This window comes from Microbacterium sp. LBN7 (genome assembly GCF_045690345.1).
Taxonomy (GTDB): Bacteria; Actinomycetota; Actinomycetes; order Actinomycetales; family Microbacteriaceae; genus Microbacterium.
In genome coordinates this window covers 687,551-705,012 of sequence record NZ_CP147856.1, presented here as the reverse complement: position 1 = coordinate 705,012, position 17,462 = coordinate 687,551, and the positions used below count along the sequence as shown (strand labels likewise).

The 17,462-nt window shown below is 69.4% G+C and carries 17 protein-coding genes; 7 read left to right on the top strand and 10 right to left on the bottom strand.

Features of this window, described 5'->3' with window-relative positions:
• Nucleotides 1-72: 72 nt before the first annotated feature.
• The 3 genes from LBN7_RS03400 (at nt 73) to LBN7_RS03390 (ending at nt 3,932) form a co-directional block, all read left to right on the top strand.
• Nucleotides 73-1,452: an MFS transporter gene (locus LBN7_RS03400; protein ID WP_407360949.1), complete on the top strand. Its 1,380-nt coding sequence runs from the start codon at nt 73-75 to the stop codon at nt 1,450-1,452.
• Nucleotides 1,453-1,556: 104 nt separating this feature from the next.
• On the top strand, nt 1,557-3,428 hold the full coding sequence (locus LBN7_RS03395) for an FAD-dependent monooxygenase (protein WP_407360948.1): 1,872 nt from the start codon (nt 1,557-1,559) through the stop codon (nt 3,426-3,428).
• A gap of 123 nt (nt 3,429-3,551) precedes the next feature.
• Entirely contained in the window at nt 3,552-3,932 is a 381-nt protein-coding gene (locus LBN7_RS03390; RefSeq protein ID WP_341947864.1) for a VOC family protein, read from the top strand.
• 77 nt (nt 3,933-4,009) lie between these two features.
• Here LBN7_RS03390 and LBN7_RS03385 read toward each other — a convergent pair whose 3' ends face one another.
• Nucleotides 4,010-5,749 carry a thiamine pyrophosphate-binding protein gene (locus LBN7_RS03385; protein WP_407360947.1) on the bottom strand — a complete coding sequence of 580 codons (1,740 nt, stop codon included), beginning with the start codon at nt 5,747-5,749 and terminating at the stop codon, nt 4,010-4,012.
• Nucleotides 5,750-5,952: 203 nt separating this feature from the next.
• On the opposite strand from LBN7_RS03385, the gene LBN7_RS03380 reads away from it, so the two are divergent.
• The 4 genes from LBN7_RS03380 to LBN7_RS03365 are packed head-to-tail and all read left to right on the top strand — an operon-like array spanning nt 5,953 to nt 9,925.
• Complete coding sequence (locus tag LBN7_RS03380) at nt 5,953-7,629, top strand: circularly permuted type 2 ATP-grasp protein (protein WP_407360946.1); 1,677 nt, start codon at nt 5,953-5,955, stop codon at nt 7,627-7,629.
• Nucleotides 7,623-8,549 carry an alpha-E domain-containing protein gene (locus LBN7_RS03375; protein ID WP_116634673.1) on the top strand — a complete coding sequence of 309 codons (927 nt, stop codon included), beginning with the start codon at nt 7,623-7,625 and terminating at the stop codon, nt 8,547-8,549. The genes LBN7_RS03380 and LBN7_RS03375 overlap by 7 nt, the downstream gene beginning before the upstream one ends.
• On the top strand, nt 8,546-9,391 hold the full coding sequence (locus LBN7_RS03370) for a transglutaminase N-terminal domain-containing protein (RefSeq protein ID WP_407360945.1): 846 nt from the start codon (nt 8,546-8,548) through the stop codon (nt 9,389-9,391). The genes LBN7_RS03375 and LBN7_RS03370 overlap by 4 nt, the downstream gene beginning before the upstream one ends.
• 24 nt (nt 9,392-9,415) lie before the next feature.
• Complete coding sequence (locus LBN7_RS03365) at nt 9,416-9,925, top strand: phosphoribosyltransferase (protein WP_116634675.1); 510 nt, start codon at nt 9,416-9,418, stop codon at nt 9,923-9,925.
• A 127-nt stretch (nt 9,926-10,052) separates the two neighbouring features.
• On the opposite strand, the gene LBN7_RS03360 is transcribed toward LBN7_RS03365, so the two are convergent.
• The 9 genes from LBN7_RS03360 to LBN7_RS03320 all read right to left on the bottom strand — a co-directional run bounded on the left by LBN7_RS03360 (nt 10,053) and on the right by LBN7_RS03320 (nt 17,324).
• Nucleotides 10,053-10,535 (bottom strand): helix-turn-helix domain-containing protein, encoded by a 483-nt coding sequence (locus LBN7_RS03360; protein WP_407360944.1) that lies wholly within the window; start codon nt 10,533-10,535, stop codon nt 10,053-10,055.
• Between the two features lie 35 nt (nt 10,536-10,570).
• Entirely contained in the window at nt 10,571-12,094 is a 1,524-nt protein-coding gene (locus LBN7_RS03355; RefSeq protein WP_407360943.1) for an ATP-dependent DNA ligase, read from the bottom strand.
• A 71-nt stretch (nt 12,095-12,165) separates the two neighbouring features.
• A complete protein-coding gene (locus tag LBN7_RS03350; RefSeq protein ID WP_407360942.1) occupies nt 12,166-12,936 on the bottom strand; it encodes an enoyl-CoA hydratase/isomerase family protein in 771 nt (256 codons plus the stop codon).
• A 57-nt stretch (nt 12,937-12,993) separates the two neighbouring features.
• Nucleotides 12,994-14,160: a 1,2-phenylacetyl-CoA epoxidase subunit PaaE gene (paaE, locus tag LBN7_RS03345; protein ID WP_407360941.1), complete on the bottom strand. Its 1,167-nt coding sequence runs from the start codon at nt 14,158-14,160 to the stop codon at nt 12,994-12,996.
• Complete coding sequence (gene paaD / locus LBN7_RS03340; protein ID WP_407360940.1) at nt 14,160-14,687, bottom strand: 1,2-phenylacetyl-CoA epoxidase subunit PaaD; 528 nt, start codon at nt 14,685-14,687, stop codon at nt 14,160-14,162. The genes paaE and paaD overlap by 1 nt, the downstream gene beginning before the upstream one ends.
• Nucleotides 14,681-15,478, bottom strand: a complete 798-nt coding sequence (paaC, locus tag LBN7_RS03335; protein WP_407360939.1) for a 1,2-phenylacetyl-CoA epoxidase subunit PaaC — start codon at nt 15,476-15,478, stop codon at nt 14,681-14,683. The genes paaD and paaC overlap by 7 nt, the downstream gene beginning before the upstream one ends.
• A 62-nt stretch (nt 15,479-15,540) precedes the next feature.
• Nucleotides 15,541-15,846: a 1,2-phenylacetyl-CoA epoxidase subunit PaaB gene (paaB, locus tag LBN7_RS03330; RefSeq protein WP_116634685.1), complete on the bottom strand. Its 306-nt coding sequence runs from the start codon at nt 15,844-15,846 to the stop codon at nt 15,541-15,543.
• Entirely contained in the window at nt 15,846-16,823 is a 978-nt protein-coding gene (paaA, locus tag LBN7_RS03325; protein WP_407360938.1) for a 1,2-phenylacetyl-CoA epoxidase subunit PaaA, read from the bottom strand. The genes paaB and paaA overlap by 1 nt, the downstream gene beginning before the upstream one ends.
• A gap of 81 nt (nt 16,824-16,904) precedes the next feature.
• Nucleotides 16,905-17,324 (bottom strand): pilus assembly protein CpaE, encoded by a 420-nt coding sequence (locus tag LBN7_RS03320; protein WP_407360937.1) that lies wholly within the window; start codon nt 17,322-17,324, stop codon nt 16,905-16,907.
• Nucleotides 17,325-17,462: the final 138 nt, after the last annotated feature.

Sequence of the window (17,462 nt, the reverse complement as noted above, 5' to 3'; positions counted from 1 at the left end):
CCTCGGCAAGCAACTCGGGATTCACGTCCCCGCACGCCGTGACAGTGCAGTCACAATCAAAGGAGACACCCCATGAGCGGGCAGTCACAGGCTGGGTTCACGCCCACCGGCACCATCGCGACAGCGGCCGATCGGCGCCGCGTCGTGTTCGCCACCGTCGTCGGGACCACGGTGGAGTGGTACGACTTCTTCATCTACGCCACCGCGGTCGGCCTCGTGTTCGGCCAGCTCTTCTTCGAGCCCCTGGGCGCGAACAGCGCGCTGATCGCCTTCGCCACCGTCGGGGTCAGCTTCCTCTTCCGCCCGCTCGGTGCGTTCCTCGCCGGCCACTACGGCGACAAGCTCGGGCGCAAGACGGTGCTCATGTGGACGCTGATCCTGATGGGCGCGGCCACCGCGCTGATCGGTCTGCTTCCGACCTACGAGGCCATCGGCATCACCGCGCCGATCCTGCTGGTGCTGCTGCGCATCATCCAGGGCATCTCGGCCGGTGGCGAGTGGGGCGGTGCGGTCCTCATGGCCGTCGAGCACGCCCCGCGCAAGAAGCGCGGCATCTTCGGGGCCTCGCCGCAGATCGGCGTACCGCTGGGGCTGCTGCTCGCCTCGGGCGTGATGGCGCTGATGACCGCGATCGCACCCGGTGACCAGTTCGCGGCGTGGGGATGGCGCGTGCCGTTCCTGCTCAGCGTCGTGCTGATCCTCGTCGGCTACTACGTGCGCCGGAAGGTCGAGGAGAGCCCGGTGTTCACCGAGCTCGCCGCGCGCAAGGAGAAGGCGCGGATGCCGATCGTGCAGCTGTTCCGCAAGCACGCGCTGCTCGTGATCATCGCGGCCTTCGTCTTCGCCGGCAACAACGCGGTCGGCTACATGACCACGGGCGGCTACATCCAGAACTACGCCACGAACCCCGATGGCCCCATCGGCCTCGATCGCGGTCCGGTGCTCTGGGCGGTCGCCGGGTCCGCGGTCACCTGGCTGCTGACGACGCTGCTGGCCGGATGGATCTGCGACCGCATCGGTCGCCGCACGACCTACATCATCGGCTGGGTGCTGCAGCTCATCGGCGTCTTCGCCCTGTTCCCGCTCGTCAACACCGGACAGATCGGGCTGCTCTTCGCCGGGCTCGCCATCCTCACGATCGGCCTCGGGTTCACGTACGGCCCGCAGGCGGCGCTGTACACGGAGCTCTTCCCCGCCAGCATCCGCTTCTCCGGCGTCTCGATCTCGTACGCGATCGGCGCGATCGCGGGCGGTGCGTTCGCGCCCACCATCGCGACGGCGATCGTGCAGGCGACGGGGTCGACCCAGGCGGTGACCGGCTACCTCGCCGGCATGACGGTTCTCGGCCTCATCGCCACCCTGCTGCTGCGCGATCGCTCCGGCATCCCGCTCGGCCCGGATCACGAGGAAGAGCAGTCGGTCAGCCCGATCTACGGACTCGCCAAGGCCTGACCTCGCCCGCTCCTGTGGCACGTCGTGGGGTCATCGTCGCGATGACCCCACGACGTGCCACAGGAGCGCAGAATGAGAAGACTCCTCGAAAGGAATCGACGACGATGCAGTTCCACCACCACGGCTACGTCTCCGGGGACCCGCGCGTGCACGATGCCGCAGGGCTCGGCACGGATCGTCCGGCTGCCCTGCCCGACGAGGTCGACGTGCTCATCGTCGGCTCGGGCCCGGCCGGCATGCTCCTCGCCGCGCAGATGTCGCAGTACCCCGACATCTCGACGCGCATCATCGAGAAGCGGGAGGGGCGGCTCGTGCTCGGGCAGGCCGACGGCATCCAGCCGCGCAGCGTCGAGACCTTCCAGGCGTTCGGATTCGCCGAGCGCATCGTCGCCGAGGCCTACAACATCGGCTGGATGAACTTCTGGAGTCCTGACCCGGAGAATCCGCGCGAGATCATCCGCACCGCGCGCACCGCCGACTACGCCTATGACATCTGCGAGTTCCCGCACCTGATCGTGAACCAGGCGCGCGTGCTCGACTACTTCGCCGAGGCGGCGGCGACAGGGCCGGGCCGGATCGCGCCCGACTACGGCGTCGAGTTCGTGGGGCTCACCGTGCACGACGAGGGCGAGCACCCCGTCGAGGTCCGCGTGCGCCACGTGGCGGGGGAGCGGTCCGGCGAGGAGCAGACCATCCGGGCGAAGTACGTCGCGGGCTGCGACGGCGCCCGCAGCGGCGTGCGTCAGGCCATCGGGCGCACCCACGTCGGCGGAAGCGCCGCGCACGCCTGGGGTGTCATGGACGTGCTCGTGAACACCGACTTCCCGGACTGGCGCACCAAGTGCGCGATCAACTCCCAGGCAGGAAACATCCTGCACATCCCCCGCGAGGGCGGCTACCTGTCGCGGATGTACATCGATCTCGGCGAGGTCGCGCAGGACGACGACCACCGCGTGCGGCAGACGCCGATCGAGGAGATCATCCGCAAGGCGAACGACATCCTGCATCCGTACACGATCGACGTGAAGCAGGTCGCCTGGCACAGCGTGTACGAGGTCGGACACCGGGTGACCGACGGCTTCGACGACGTGCTCGAGGAGTCGGGCCGCACCCCGCGGGTCTTCCTGACGGGTGACGCGTGCCACACGCACAGTGCCAAGGCAGGACAGGGCATGAACGTCTCGATGCAGGACGGCTTCAACCTGGGCTGGAAGCTCGGCTCCGTGCTGACCGGTCGCGCACCGGAGGCTCTGCTCGCGACGTACGGCGCCGAGCGGCGCCCGGTCGCGCAGCAGCTCATCGACTTCGATCGGGAGTGGTCGTCGCTCATGGCGCGCAAGCCCGAGGAGATCTCGGACCCGGGCGAGCTCGCCACGTACTACCTGGCGACGGCCGAGTTCCCGTCGGGTTTCATGACGCAGTACACCGCGTCGATGATCACCGGATCCGATGCGCACCAGGGGCTGGCCGGCGGGTTCCCGCTCGGCAAGCGGTTCAAGTCGGCCGAGGTCATCAGGGTCGGCGACGGCAACGTCGTGCATCTCGGTCACCATGCTCGCGCGGACGGACGGTGGCGCGTCTACGCGTTCGGCGACCGCGCCGGGGCAGCGCTCGCCGCGTGGGCGGATGCCGCTGCGCCGGTGTTCGCTCGCTTCACCCCCGCGGATGCCGACGCCGACGCGGTCTTCGACGTGAAGGCGGTGTACCAGCAGCCGTACGAGGAGGTCGAGGTCACGAGCGCACCTGCGCTGTTCCAGCCCAAGACCGGGCCGCTCGGACTCACGGATTGGGAGAAGGTGTACGCCGCGGGACCCTCGAAGTGGACGGAGACCGACATCTTCGAGGCGCGGGAGCTGTCTCGCGACGGCGTCGTGATCGTCGTCCGTCCTGACCAGTACGTCGCGGCGATCCTGCCGTTGGAGGGGGTCGACGAGCTCGCGGAGTTCTTCGAGGGGGCCTTGCTTCCGGCGGTCTGACGCGGCCGATCTCCGTGGTCGGCGTCTGTACAAGCGCATTTGTACAAGACGGTGGCGCCGCACGTCGAGTGCGTCGTACCGTGGTCGCGGACGGGCGACGGCGCCCGCCAGGAGGAGTGCGTGATGGATTGGAAGATCGAACTCATCTTCGTGCCGGTGACAGATGTCGACCGGTCGAAGGACTTCTACGTGAAGATCGGCTTCAACGCCGACCACGACCAGACACCGTTCGACGGGATGCGGTTCGTGCAGATGACGCCGCCGGGGTCGGCCTGCTCGATCGCGTTCGGCACCGGTCTCGGCATCGATCTCGAACCGGGGCAGCAGAACACGATCCAGGTCGTGGTGCCGAATGCGGATGAGGCGCTGGCGCACCTGCGGAGTGTCGGTGTCGAGGCGCAGGGCGTCGACGAGCAGGGGTGGGGTCGATTCGTCAGCTTCGACGACCCCGACGGCAACACGTGGACGCTGCAGGAGCTTCCGGACTACGGCGCCCAGAGCTGAGAGTCCCGCGCCTTCGTTCCCGTGGCAGTTGCGGTGGGTGTCGAGCCGATTCACCCGCCACAGCTGCCACGGGAGCGTCAGGAGTTCACGCGGATGATCTCCTGCTGGTACGGGGCGATGACAGCGCCGGAGATGCGAAGGTCGAGGAGCAGGAAGCGGCGGGTCGCGGCATCCTCCTGCGCCCAGGCCTCCAGCCGGTCAAGATCGGCGAGCGTGCGGACCACGACGCCCTCGGCCCCGACCGCAGCCCCGAACGCGGCGAAGTCGACCTCGGGGATGAGCATCGGGCCCTCGGCGAGCCCCTTGAGACCGTAGAGGTTGACCTCGGCCCCGTAGGCGGCGTCGTTCCAGATGACGGCCATGCCGCGACCGCCCGCGGCGCGCACGGCGGATTCGAGGTCCGCGATCGCCATCAGGCCGCCGCCGTCGCCCGAGGTCAGCACGATCGTGGAGGAGCGGCGTGCGAGAGCGGCTCCGACGACGCTCGGCCAGCCCTGCCCGATCGACTGGAACGCGGTGCCGATCATCATCATGCGATCCGGTGCGGCGACGGGCCAGTACATGTTGGCCCAGCCGATGAAGTGTCCGCCGTCCGAGACGACCACCCGATCCTCGGGCAGGAGCTCGGCGATGCGCCGTGCCGCCGAACGCGGGTCGAGTCGCCCGTCGGCGGCAAGTTCCTCCCCGGCCTCGTATGAGCGGGCGGATGTCACGTCGACGCTCTCCCGCCACGGCCGGGCGGGCACGGTTTCGGAGCTCGCGGCCGACTCGGCGGCAGAACCCTCGGCGGATGCGGCGTGCCGAGCCCGATCTCCGAAGCCGTGCCCGTCGGCCGACGTGGACCGCAGCCGGGTCACGAGCTCCGCGGCCGCGACGCGCGCATCCGCGCGGACGAAACCTCCGATGTGCGCGTGCGTGGCGGCGGGGGCGATGTCGATCTGGAACACCCGTGTACCCGGGGCGAACAGCTCGCCGAAGCGCATCGTGAACTGGTTCAGCGACGCCCCGAAGACGACGGCGACGTCGGCCGTCCGGACGAGCTCCATCGCACCGTCGGCACCGAATCCGCCCGTGACGCCGAGGTCGTAACGGGGGTCGGGGAAGACCCCGCGGCCGAGGGCGGACGACGCGGTGAGCGCGCCGGTCAGCTCGGCGAGCTCGCCCAGCGCATGGCTCGCACCGGCCAGCCATGCGCCGCGTCCCGCGAGCAGGAACGGGCGCTCGGCTCCGCGCAGCGCCGCGGCGATCTCGTCGAGCATCCCCTCGGCGAACTCGCCCGTCGGGGTGAGCGGTGCGGGCAGGCGCGGCGACGGCGCCTCCGCCACGGGGCCCGCCTCGAGGGCGGCGACGTCGTACGGGATCGCGAGCACGACGGGCACACGATAGGTGAGGGCGTGTTCGATCGCGATGACCGTGGTCGCCGCGGCATCCGTCCGTCCGACCGTATAGGTGCGGGCCCCGACGGCCGACGCGAGGGCGATCTGGTCGACGTCCCACGGGCGTGGGCCCGACGTCGGCTCGTCGCCGACCACGAGCACGAGCGGCACGTGCGCCTGCACGGCCTCCGCGAGAGCGGTGAGGGTGTTCGTGAAGCCGGCGCCGTAGGTCGAGGTGCCGGCGGCGATGCGCCCGGAGGCGCGGAAGTGCGCGTCGGCGGCGACCACGGCGCCCTGCTCATGGCGGACGGCGGTGAAGACGGCATCCGTCTGCTTCTCGATCGCATCGAGGAAGTAGGCGTTGCCGTTGCCCATCACGCCGAAGACGGCGTCGATGTGCTGGGCGAGGGTGAGGGCGACATGCGCGGACACGGTGGGCATGGGAATGCCTTTCGAGACAGGGACGGAGAACTGCGGATCCGTATGTGTCTCGCCCTCGCTGCTGCGCGAGGTGCTTCGTGCCTCTTTTTCAGGCACCGGCGAGCGACCGCCGGACTCCTCGACTCTACCGCGGCAGCGGGCGTGTCGCTGCGTCGTCTTCCCCCGGAAACATCGCCGAAACTCCGCCACGGAAGTATTCCGTCATGGAGTCGCTGTTCAACGGATACACCTCTCGTCGCACCGCGATGCGCCGAGGGCCGCAGCCCTGGGACGAGATGTTCCCGTCCGAGGTCGTGGCGGGCGCGGGCGATGTGCGCCTCCCGTACCGCGACATGTACCCGGCGCTCGCCGGGATGGACGATGCCGAGCTGCGGGCGCGGACGGATGCGTTGGCGAGCTCGTACCTCGCGCAGGGCGTGACGTTCGACTTCGCGGGCGAGGAGCGGCCGTTCCCGCTCGACGTGGTGCCGCGTGTGATCGCCGCCGAGGACTGGATGTACGTCGAATCCGGGGTCAAGCAGCGCGTGCGGGCGCTCGAGGCCTTCCTCGCGGACGTCTACGGCCCGCAGTCGGCGGTGCGCGACGGGGTGATCCCCGCGACGCTGATCAGCTCCTCCTCGCACTTCCACCGCCAGGCGGCGGGCATCGTCGGCGCGAACGGCGTGCGCATCCACGTGGCCGGGATCGACGTCATCCGCGACGAGAAGGGCGCCTGGCGGGTGCTCGAGGACAACGTCCGTGTGCCGAGCGGCGTCAGCTATGTGCTCGCGAACCGACGGGTGATGGCGCAGACGCTCCCGGAGCTGTTCACGAGCCTCCGGGTGCGACCGGTCGTCGACTATCCGGGACGACTGCTCCAGGCTCTGCGCGCCGCGGCGCCGGCCGGCGTCGACGACCCCACCGTCGTCGTGCTCACGCCCGGCGTGTACAACTCCGCGTACTACGAGCACACGCTGCTGGCGCGCATGATGGGCGTCGAGCTCGTCGAGGGTCGCGACCTCTTCTGCTCCGGCGGACGGGTGTGGATGCACACGACCGCAGGGCCCACCCGTGTCGATGTGATCTACCGCCGCGTGGACGACGAGTTCCTCGATCCGCAGCACTTCCGGCCTGACTCGGTGCTGGGCGCCCCCGGGCTGATGCTCGCCGCGCGCCTCGGCAACGTCACGCTGGCGAACGCGATCGGCAACGGCGTCGCCGACGACAAGCTCGTCTACACGTACGTCCCCGAGCTCATCCGGTACTACCTCGGCGAGGATCCGATCCTCCCGAACGTCGACACCTGGCGGCTGGAAGAGCCGGATGCTCTCGCCGAGGTGCTCGATCGACTGGACGAGCTCGTCGTGAAGCCGGTCGACGGGTCGGGCGGCAAGGGACTCGTGGTCGGCCCGGATGCGACGCGCGCGGAGCTGGACGCCCTGCGGGCGCAGCTGCTCGCCGATCCGCGCGGCTGGATCGCGCAGCCGGTCGTGCAGCTCTCGACGATCCCGACGCTCGTGGAGGACGGCTTCCGCCCGCGGCACGTCGATCTCCGCCCCTTCGCCGTGAACGACGGGGAGGACATCTGGGTGCTGCCCGGAGGGCTCACACGCGTCGCGCTCCCCGAGGGACAGCTGGTCGTCAACTCGAGCCAGGGCGGCGGGTCCAAGGACACCTGGGTGCTGGATCCCTCCCTGTTCACCGGGCCGACCGCGACGCTGGCCGGGCTCTCGGACCCTGCGACCGACGAGGTGTCGATCGCGACAGGCGCCATCGGGATCGTGTCGTCTCCGCGAGAGGAGCCGCATCCGCCGTTCCTGTCGTCGCCGCAGGACGAGGACCTCGAGACCCGGCATCACCAGCAGCAACAACAGCAGCAGCAGGGAGGCGCGACATGCTGAGCCGCATCGCCGAGGCGCTGTTCTGGATCGGCCGCTACGTCGAGCGCGCCGACGGCACCGCCCGCATCCTGGACGTGCACCTGCAGCTGCTCCTGGAGGATCCGTGGGTCGAGGAGGACACTGCGTGCCGGGCCCTGCTCTCGGTCATGGGGACCACGGCCGACGGCGAACGCACGGTCGGGCGCGACGACGTGGTGCGGCTGCTGGCGCTGGACCGCGATCACGCGGCATCCATCGCCCACTCGATCGCCGCCGCGCGCGAGAACGCACGGCGGGCACGGGAGATCATCTCGACGGATCTCTGGGAGACCCTCAACGAGTCGAATGCGCGGATGCCGCGGTGGGTCGCCTCCGACAAGACGCACCCGTTCTTCCGCTGGGTCCGCGACCGGTCGGCGCTCGCGTTCGGCGTGGTCGACTCGTCGACGAGCCGCGACGAGGCCTGGCAGTTCTTCGTCCTCGGCCGTTCGATCGAGCGCGCCGACATGACGGCCCGCCTGTTGGCGACCCGGTCGCTGACGGATGCCGGCGGCCCGAGCTGGACCACGCTGCTGCGCAGCTGCGGCGCGTACGAAGCACATCTGCGCGGTCATCGTGCCGTGCCGACGGCGGCCTCAGCGGTGGAGTTCCTGCTCGTGGACAAGCTGTTCCCGAGGTCGGTGCTGTCGAGCATCCTGCAGGCGGAGGAGTGTCTGCGCGGGATCGACCCGGCCGGAGCGTTCGGCGCACCTGATCGTGCCCATCGGGTGCTCGGCCGGATGCGATCGGAACTGGAGTACCGACCCGTCGCCGACATCGTGCACCGGCTCTCGGAGAGCATGGAAGAGGTGCAGGTGGCGATCTCGGTGGCGAGCGATGCGATCCGGGAGCGCTACTTCCCGTCGATCGCGATGCCGGTGTGGATCGGAGAAGCATTGTGAGCAGGTTGAGGATCGTGCACCGGACCGGCTTCCGCTACGAGAAGCCGGCGACCGCCTCGTACAACGAGGCGCGGATGCTGCCGCACTCGCGCGACGGGCAGTTCGTGCTGCAGGCGACCCTGGACATCTCTCCGACGGCGACGCAGCACTCCTATGCCGACTACTGGGACACCCGCGTGTCGACGTTCGAGGTGCTCACGCCGCATCAGCTGCTGTCGGTGACGGCGACCAGCGTCGTCGATGTGCGCGCTCTGCCTCACACCGGCGACGCGGTGGGGTGGGAAGAGCTCGACGCGCGCATCCCGTCGTCCCTCTCGCTCGCCGAGTGCGTCACGCAGACACCGGCGACCATGCCCGACGACGAGATGCGCGAGCTCGCCCTGCGGATCAGAGCCGAGGGAGGCGGCGTCGACGACACCGCCTTCGAGATCTGCCGGACGGTCGGCGGAGCCATGGACTACCAGAGCGGCGTGACCGGCGTGAACTCCACGGCGCGCGAGGCGTGGGCCGCGCGATCCGGGGTGTGCCAGGACATCGCGCATGTCGCGCTGGGCGTGCTGCGGGCGGCGGGGATCCCCGCGCGCTACGTGTCGGGCTACCTGCATCCGGATCCGACGGCGCCGATCGGCCAGCCGGTGATCGGCGAGTCGCACGCGTGGGTGGAGTGGTACTCGGGGGAGTGGCGGGGGTACGACCCGACGAACCTCCTGGACATCGGAGAATCGCACGTCTACGTCGGGCACGGCCGCGACTACGGGGACGTGGCACCGCTGCGCGGCGTGTACGCGGGGCCGAGCGCATCGGAGCTGTTCGTCTCCGTCGAGGTCACGCGACTCGACTGACGGTGCGTGGGGGAGAATGAGGCGATGACGACTACGACGACCGAGCGCGAGACGCTCACCTGGGACGGCTTCGGCACGGCGACACGCGAACTGGCGCGGAGCATCCTCGCCAGCGGTTTCGAGCCGGAAGTCGTCGTGGCGATCGCCCGCGGCGGACTGCTTCCCGCCGGCGCCATCGCCTACGGGCTGGGCGCCAAGAACTGCGGCGCCATCAACGTCGAGTTCTACACCGGGATCGGCACCGTACTGGACGCACCGGAGGTCCTCCCTCCCGAGCTCGACATGGCGTACCTCGACGGGCGTCGTGTGCTGCTGGTCGACGACGTCGCCGACTCGGGTCGCACCCTCGCGCTCGCGGTGGAGCTCCTGAAAGACAAGGGCGCCGATGTGCGCTCGGTCACGATCTACACGAAGCCCTCGACGATCATCCAGCCCGATTACGCCTGGAAGGACACCGACCTCTGGATCAACTTCCCGTGGTCGTTCCAGGGAACCGTGCGGGAAGAGGACCTGGGGCTTCCGCCGTCGGCGTGAGCGACTGCCGTCGCCTTCGTTTCACTCATCGTCGCCGAGTGCGTACCGCGAGATCGCTGCGCACGCGAGCGCGATATCGCTGCGCACGCGAGCGCGATATCGCCCAAACGGGACCGAGCCCGACGGGTCACAGTGGAACGGCCTCTCGTATCGCGCTGCCTGCGACGTCATGCTTGAGGCTCGCCCGAGAGACGATGTCGACGGGGCGGTCGAGCATCTTCTCAGCGGCGGATCGCATCCGGAGCACGTCGAACAGGCTGACGTCGGGGGCGAAGTCGACAAGGAGATCGACGTCGCTGTCCGGGTGATCGTCGCCACGGGCGACGCTGCCGAAGACCTCGATGTTGGTCGCGCCGTGCTCGGCGAGGAGGGAGCGGAGATCCGCAGCGCGGATGCGGACCTGCTTCAAAGTCTCAGGCTCATCGACGAGCGACAGCGCGAGGCCGGCAGCGCCGAGGAGTCTGTCGAGAGCGGATACCGACGGTTCACGACGTCCGCTCTCGTACTCGCTGATGACGCTCTGATGAATACCGGACCTCTCGGCGAGTGCGGTCTGAGTCAGGTTGGAGCGTCTGCGTGCTTCTTTTATGAGTGCTGCTGCTCGTCGCATGCCGCTAGTTTATTGCGGATACGCGATATTTATCCTCACCCGCGGAGCAGCGCGCGCAGCGTCTGGATCGTGTCGGCTTCGGCGGGCGTCTTGTCGGGGCGGTAACCCTTCACGCGGGCGAAGCGGAGCGCGATGCCGCCGGGATAGCGCGGAGAGCGCTGCACACCGTCGATCGCGATCTCCACGACGATCTCGGGTCGCAGGAAAACCGTGCCCTGCGTACGCCGCGTCTCGTATTCGGGGAACGTCTCGGTCTGCCACCGCAGCAGCTCGTCGGTGAGGCCCTTGAACGTCTTGCCCACCATGACGTAGCCACCGGGATCGCCGAACTCGCCGTCGGGGTCGAGGGCGCCGAGATGCAGGTTCGACAGCCAGCCCTGTCGTCGGCCGGATCCCCACTCGGCGCCGAGGACCACGAGGTCGTAGGTCAGCACCGGCTTGACCTTGACCCAGGATTTGCCGCGCCGACCGGCGGCGTAGGGTGCATCGATCGACTTGACGACCACGCCCTCGTGCCCGGCCGCGAGGGCCGCGCGGGACAGCTGCTCGGCGGCATCCGGATCGGCGGTGACGACACCCGGCATCCGCCATTCTCCGGCCACGCGTTCGAGTTCGGCGAGGCGGGTGGACAGCGGCTCGTCGAGCAGATCGCGGCCGTCGACGTGCAGGAGGTCGAAGAACCACGGCCGCAGCAGGAGTTCGCGGGAGACGTCGGCGCCGAAGCGCGACATCGTCTCCTGGAACGGACGCGGCCCGCCGTCTTCGTCGAGGGAGAGGGTCTCTCCGTCGAGGATGAGATCGTGCGCTGGAAGCGACCGCACGATCTCGACGAGCTCCGGGACGCGGTGCGTGATGTCGGCGAGGCTGCGGGTGTAGACGCCGACGTCGTCGCCGTGACGATGCACCTGGATGCGGGCGCCGTCGAGCTTGTACTCGACGGAAGCCTGGCCGGTGATCTCGAGCGCTGCGGTGGGAGTCGCCGCCGTGGCGGCCAGCATCGGCAGCACGGGACGCCCGACCTGCAGGCCGACGGCGTCGAGCTCCTCCTCGGTCCTGGTGAGGGCGATGAGCGCGGTCTCGCCGAGGTCGCCGGAGAGCATCGCCGCCCTTCGCACGGTCGCGGCGGCGCGGTCCGATGCCTTCGCGATCGCATCGAGTAGTACACCCGAGAGAGCACCCGTGCGGAGCTCGCCGAGCATGGCGCGCGTGAGGAAGTCCCACTCGTCGGCGGTCGATCGTGCGGCGAGGGCGCCCAGCGCGCCGGTGCGCGTGGCGGCCGAGCCTGTGCCGGATGCCGCGGCGAGAGCATTCAACGCGTCGTCCACGTCTGCGATGGTCAGGCTCGAGCTGTCGGTGTGCGCGACCTCCAGTGCCGCGATCCCTCGCCATCCGACGCCGAGCTTGCCCTGACGCGGCGACGCGAGGAGCAGTCCGACGAGGGATGCGATCTCATCCGGCTCTGCCGTCGCGAGCAGCCGTGCGAGCGCGTCGATCTTCGCCAGGCGCGACGACGTGGCGGCGACCTCTTCTGTGGTGGAGACGAGGTCGGAGAGCTTCATCCCCGCATTCTCGCATCGGCCTCGGACATGCAGGCCTGATTCCGCGCGGCGGCTGGCGGATGCCGATGCGCTCAGCGCCCCCGGAACTCCGGCTTCCGCTTCTCCTGGAAGGCGGTGAAGCCCTCGCGGTAGTCGTCCGTGTCGCAGAGCGCGGCCTGCGCGGCGTTCTCGATGTCGACCGAGTCCCACAGGGCCAGTCGCTCGTCGCGGATCCGGGCGACGAGCTGCTTGCTGGCGAGGAACGCAGCTGTGGCTCCTCGTGCGGCGGTGGCAGCGGCATCCGTCGTCGCGGAGACGACCTCGTCGTCGGGGAAGACCCGCGAGAACAGACCGCATGCCACGGCCTCGGCACCGCTCATCAGGCGGCCGGTGTAGATGAGGTCGAGGGTCTTGTGGGCACCGAGCCGATCGAGGAAGAGCGCGTGCCCTCCCGAATCGAGCGTCGCCCCGAGCGCGGCGAACGGCGAGCCGATCTTCGCGGACTCCGCGACGTAGACGACATCCGTCGCGATCAGCAGGCCGAGCCCCACGCCGAGGCAGGCGCCGTGCGCGACCGCGAACGTCGGTGCGGGGAAGCGCGACATGCGCTGCAGCAGCGGTGTCACGAGTCCGCCGAGGTAGCCGATCACGTCGTCTTCTCGCGGGTCGACGCCGGAGATGTCGCGTCCGGCGCAGAACGCCCTCCCTTCGCCGCGGAGCACGAGGGCGCGGACGCCCGCGGACTCGGCTTCGGCGTACGCGGCGTCGAGCCCGTGCAGCGCCTGCTCGTCGAGGGCATTCAGCTTGTCGGGCGCGTTCAGCACGACCGTGGCGACGTCATCGGCGATGGTGAGATCGATCATGGGGTTCCTCTCGGCGGGCCCTTCGACAAGCTCAGGGAGCCAGGCGACGCACTCCGGTCATACGTCGTAGTCGACGACCACGCGGTCGCTGGTGGGATGGGACTGGCAGGTGAGTACGTAGCCCCGCTCGAGCTCGTCGGGCTCCAGCGCGTAGTTCTCCGTCATGCTCACGCTGCCCTCGATCACGCGGGCGCGGCACGTGCCGCAGACGCCGCCCGCGCAGGCGAACGGGGCATCGGGACGCACGCGCAGCGCCGCATTCAGCACCGATTCGTGCGCGTCGACCGGACTCTCCACCGTCGAGGAGACGCCGTCGAGATTCACTTCGATGCGGAATGTCGCAGCTCCCGCGCGCACCTGAACGGGGCGGGCGGTGCGCAGCGGCTCCTCGCCCGTGGTGAACAGCTCGAACCGGATGTGCTCGCGTGCGACGCCGACGTCCGCGAGCACCTCGCGGCACAGATCCACCAGCGCGAGGGGCCCGCACAGGAACCACTCGTCGACGTCGGCGGGATCGATGAGCGAGGCGAAGATCGTGCGCAGCTTCTCCTCGTCGATCCGCCCCGAGAGCACCGGAGCCGTCCGCTGCTCGCGAGACAGCACGTGATGCAGCGTCACGCGGGTCGGGTACCGGTCCTTGAGATCGGCGAGATCCTCCAGGAACATCACGTCGAGCGTCGACCGGTTCGTGTAGAGGAGGGTGAAGCGCGAGGTCGCCGACCGGGTGAGCACCGTGTGCGCGAGCGCCATGAGCGGCGTGATGCCGGAGCCTGCGGCGATGCCGACCACGTGCTTGTGATCGAGATCGTCGAGGCCCGACGTGAAGGTGCCCTGCGGGCTCATCACCTCGATCTCGAACCCGGGATGCAGGCCGGTCTGCGCCCAGGTCGAGAACAGGCCGCCCTCGTCGCGCTTCACCGCGACGCTGAGCCGGGTCGGCCGGCCGTCGGTGCGGTGCTCGGGAGCTCGGCACAGCGAGTACGAGCGGCGCACCTCCGTGCCCTCGAGCGTCGTGCGCAGCGCCACGTACTGGCCGGGGAGATGGTCGTAGTCGTCGGCGAGCTCGGCCGGCACGGTGAAGGTCACCTCGACGGCGTCGTCGGTGAGCGGACGCACGTCCTCGACCGTGAGCGTGTGGAAGCGGGCGCGCGTGCGCTCGCCGGGCGAGCGATGCGGCGGGACGGATGCCGAGGCGGCGGCTCGCGCGGAGGAGAAGAGCGACATCAGTGCACCTTGAAGTGGTCGAAGGGCTCGAGGCAGGCGCGGCACTCGAACAGGGACTTGCAGGAGGTGGAGCCGAAGCGGGAGACCTCGTGCGTGTCGAGCGAGCCGCAGCGCGGGCAGCGCACGCTGATCGCCAGGCGGATCGGACCGCCCTTCGACAGCCTCAGGGACCCCGTAGCGGCGCGGCCGGAGGGCGGCGCGATGCCGTAGGCCTCGAGCTTCTGTTTGCCGGCATCCGTCATCCAGTCCGTCGTCCAGGCGGGGGAGAGGACGAAGCGCACGTCGACCTCCGCGAAGCCCGCCGCCGTCAGCGACATGATCACGTCGTCGCGGATCGTGTCCATCGCCGGGCATCCGCTGTACGTCGGCGTGATGTCGACGCGCACACGGTCGCCGTCGGCCTCGACCGCGCGGAGCATCCCGAGGTCTTCGATCGTGAGGACGGGAACCTCGGGGTCGGGGACGGCGGCGGCGATCCGCCATGCGCGCGATCGAACCGGTCCCTGAGCTTGACGAAGGGTCACCATGATGCCCCCGGATGCCGGCGCGCGAGCACCTGCATCTCCGCGAGGATGTGGCCCAGGGGAGTCGCGTGTGCTCCGCGCCGTCCTCCGGCGGAGGAGGAGGCGACCGGCGGCACGGCCAACTCGGCCTCGGCGAACACCGTGTCGACCACACCGTCGAAGCCCGCGCGCAGGCTCGACGGGCGCACGGCGGCATCGCCCAGCCGGTCGATCAGGTCGTCGTCGCGGAACAGCTCCTCGACGTAGGGCCAGACATCCCGGACCGCACGGATGATCCGCTCGCGCGATTCCTCGGTGCCGCCGGCGAGGCGCAGCATCCACTGCACGGCGTGATCGCGGTGGTAGTCGACCTCTTTCAGAGACTTCTCGGCGATCGCCGCGAACGTCTCGTCACTGCTCGTCCGCAGCGCCGAGTAGAGCTCGAACATGTAGGTCGACACCACGAACTGCCGGGCGATGGTCTGCGCGAAGTCGCCGTTGGGCTGCTGCACGATCCAGGCGCACCGGAACTCGGGTTCGTCGCGGAAGAACGCGAGGTCGTCTTCGCTCCGGCCGTCATAGGAGCCGGCGTAGTGCAGGAGCGAGCGGGCATGGCCGAGCAGATCGAGGGCGATGTTGCCGAGCGCCACGTCTTCCTCGAGCTCGGGTGCGCGGGAGATCCAGGCGCCGAGCTGCTGCGAGAGGATCAGCGCGTCGTCGCCGAGGCGGAGCGCGTACTCGGCGATGTCGGCGGACGCGGCGATCGCGCCTGTGCCGGAGAGCTCATCGCTGAGCTGCAGCGCGTCGACGGTCACGTCGCCGTGGATGTCGTGCGTTTCGTCTCGCTCCGCTCGCTCAACGACCGGGTCTGGCGTGTTCACAGGTGCGGCACCCCCTCGGACGCCGTGTAGTACACGGCGTGCCGGTAGTTCTTGCCGGCGGGGCTCTCGAAGTACGCGCCCTTCGCGTCAGGGTCGCTGGTGGTGATCGCATCGGCCGGAACGGCCCAGATCGACACGCCCTCGCCGCGACGCGTGTAGAGGTCGCGGGCGTTGCGGATCGCCATCTCGGCATCCGGTGCGTGGAGTGACCCGACGTGCACGTGGCTCAGGCCGCGGTTCGCGCGGACGAAGACCTCCCACAGGGGCCAGGGCTCGCGCTCGTCGGCGCCGGGGCTCGCCATCAGGCCACGGCCTTCGTCTTGACGGCCTGCTTGCGGGCGTACTCGGCCGCGGCCTCGCGCACCCAGGCACCCTCGTCGTGGGCGGTGCGGCGGCGCTCGAGTCGCTCGGCGTTGCACGGGCCGTTGCCGCGCAGCACCTCGAAGAACTCGTCCCAGTCGATCTCGCCGATCACGTACTGGCCGCTCTCCTCGTCGAAGCGCAGCTCGGGATCGGGCAGCGTGACGCCGAGGATCTCGGCCTGCGGCACCAGCATCCCGACGAAGCGCTGACGCAGGTCGTCGTTCGAGAAGCGCTTGATCTTCCATTTCATGGACTGCGCCGAGTTCGGGGACTGCTCGTCGGGCGGCCCGAACATCGCCAGGCTCGGCCAGTACCAGCGGTTCACGGCATCCTGCGCCATCTGCCGCTGCTCCTCGGAGCCCTGCATGAGGCTCAGCAGGATCTCGAAGCCCTGGCGCTGGTGGAAGGACTCCTCCTTGCAGACCCGCACCATGGCGCGGCCGTAGGGTCCGTAGGATGCGCGGCACAGCGGCACCTGGTTGACGATCGCGGCGCCGTCGACGAGCCAGCCGATCGCGCCCATGTCGGCCCAGGTCGGGGTGGGGTAGTTGAAGATCGACGAGTACTTGGCCTTGCCGCTGATGAGCTGGTCCATCATCTCGTCGCGCGTGATGCCGAGGGTCTGCGCGGCCGAGTAGAGGTAGAGACCGTGGCCGGCCTCGTCCTGCACCTTGGCCATCAGGATCGCCTTGCGCTTGAGGCTCGGCGCCCGAGTGATCCAGTTGCCCTCGGGCTGCATCCCGATGATCTCGGAGTGGGCGTGCTGGGAGATCTGGCGGATGAGTGTCTTGCGGTACGCGTCGGGCATCCAGTCGCGGGGTTCGATGCGCTGCTCGTTCGCGATGAGCTCGTCGAACACGCGCTCCTCATCCGAGATCTCGCTCGGAACGAGGGAGAGGTCTGCGGGGCTGGTCATCGTGGCTCCTCATTCAGCATCTTTACTGACCGATCGTTAGGTTATTCTGACACAGAAGGTCGCCCCTCTTCAAGGCGGTTGTCAGTGCGAGCGCGAGATCAGTTCCAGGAGGGCCCGACCGTATGCCTCGGCCGGGTCCGGATGCTCGAACGAGAGGCCGTTCCCGGCGATCTCGATGTCCACGCGGAAGGTGTCGTCGAGGCGCACCAGCGAGCGGAAGGTCCCCCGGAGCAGCTCGCGCAGCTGATCCTCGCGCGGCAGCCAGACCGCGTCGGCGAGAGTCACGGCGTCGAGGGCCCATTCCGTCGTGCCGTTGAACGCGAGGTCGGTGCCGCTCGGCGTCTGGCGCGCCTCGATCGTCATCTCGCTGACCGTGAAGACGTCGGCCTCCGCCTCGAGCTCCACGTCGTCGGGCAGGTCGAGCTGGAAGCGGTCGCCTTCGGACGGGTGCCAGCCGATGCCGGCATCCCGCAGGGCGACGGCGAGTTCGCGGGTGATCATGCTCCTACGCTAGGCGCGATCTGCGGCCCGGGATCGACACATCTGCAGGTTGAGAGTACGGATGCAGGTCCGGAGAGGTGTTCTGAACCTGCATCTGTGTTTTCATCCGACAAGTCGGGCCCGGATGCCGGATGCCGG

What these genes read in the sequence shown, in the direction of transcription:
- LBN7_RS03400 (WP_407360949.1), top strand. Translation starts at nt 73, where the DNA reads ATGAGCGGGCAGTCACAGGCTGGGTTCACGCCCACCGGCACCATCGCG.
- LBN7_RS03395 (WP_407360948.1), top strand. Translation starts at nt 1,557, where the DNA reads ATGCAGTTCCACCACCACGGCTACGTCTCCGGGGACCCGCGCGTGCAC.
- LBN7_RS03390 (WP_341947864.1), top strand. Translation starts at nt 3,552, where the DNA reads ATGGATTGGAAGATCGAACTCATCTTCGTGCCGGTGACAGATGTCGAC.
- LBN7_RS03385 (WP_407360947.1), bottom strand. Translation starts at nt 5,749, where the DNA reads ATGCCCACCGTGTCCGCGCATGTCGCCCTCACCCTCGCCCAGCACATC.
- LBN7_RS03380 (WP_407360946.1), top strand. Translation starts at nt 5,953, where the DNA reads ATGGAGTCGCTGTTCAACGGATACACCTCTCGTCGCACCGCGATGCGC.
- LBN7_RS03375 (WP_116634673.1), top strand. Translation starts at nt 7,623, where the DNA reads ATGCTGAGCCGCATCGCCGAGGCGCTGTTCTGGATCGGCCGCTACGTC.
- LBN7_RS03365 (WP_116634675.1), top strand. Translation starts at nt 9,416, where the DNA reads ATGACGACTACGACGACCGAGCGCGAGACGCTCACCTGGGACGGCTTC.
- LBN7_RS03360 (WP_407360944.1), bottom strand. Translation starts at nt 10,535, where the DNA reads ATGCGACGAGCAGCAGCACTCATAAAAGAAGCACGCAGACGCTCCAAC.
- LBN7_RS03355 (WP_407360943.1), bottom strand. Translation starts at nt 12,094, where the DNA reads ATGAAGCTCTCCGACCTCGTCTCCACCACAGAAGAGGTCGCCGCCACG.
- LBN7_RS03350 (WP_407360942.1), bottom strand. Translation starts at nt 12,936, where the DNA reads ATGATCGATCTCACCATCGCCGATGACGTCGCCACGGTCGTGCTGAAC.
- paaE (WP_407360941.1), bottom strand. Translation starts at nt 14,160, where the DNA reads ATGTCGCTCTTCTCCTCCGCGCGAGCCGCCGCCTCGGCATCCGTCCCG.
- paaD (WP_407360940.1), bottom strand. Translation starts at nt 14,687, where the DNA reads ATGGTGACCCTTCGTCAAGCTCAGGGACCGGTTCGATCGCGCGCATGG.
- paaB (WP_116634685.1), bottom strand. Translation starts at nt 15,846, where the DNA reads ATGGCGAGCCCCGGCGCCGACGAGCGCGAGCCCTGGCCCCTGTGGGAG.
- paaA (WP_407360938.1), bottom strand. Translation starts at nt 16,823, where the DNA reads ATGACCAGCCCCGCAGACCTCTCCCTCGTTCCGAGCGAGATCTCGGAT.
- LBN7_RS03320 (WP_407360937.1), bottom strand. Translation starts at nt 17,324, where the DNA reads ATGATCACCCGCGAACTCGCCGTCGCCCTGCGGGATGCCGGCATCGGC.